At 31.4% G+C, this 210-nt stretch carries 1 protein-coding gene; it reads left to right on the top strand.

Features of this window, described 5'->3' with window-relative positions; all coding sequences use genetic code 11:
* Positions 1–150 (top strand): His/Gly/Thr/Pro-type tRNA ligase C-terminal domain-containing protein, encoded by a 150-nt coding sequence (locus AACQ14_RS24180; protein ID WP_339366087.1) that lies wholly within the window; start codon positions 1–3, stop codon positions 148–150.
* The last annotated feature ends 60 nt before the right edge of the window (positions 151–210 follow it).

Raw genomic sequence — 210 nt, 5'->3', positions numbered from 1 at the left:
ATCGTTGGTCAAAAAGAACAAGATGAGAATAAAGTAGCTGTAAGAAGTAGAGCCAAAGGTGACGAAGGAGCTATTTCACTTGACGAATTCATTGCAAGACTTGAAAAAGAAATTGAAAGCAAAGAAATTATAGAAGCAGAAGAGAAATAGGTAGTATCATGACTAATAAAAAGCACATTACTTAAAATAAATAAGTAGTGTGCTTTTTAT

The organism is Vallitalea maricola (genome assembly GCF_036985595.1).
Taxonomy (GTDB): domain Bacteria; phylum Bacillota; class Clostridia; order Lachnospirales; family Vallitaleaceae; genus Vallitalea; species Vallitalea maricola.
This window is presented reverse-complemented; position numbering and strand designations above follow the sequence as displayed.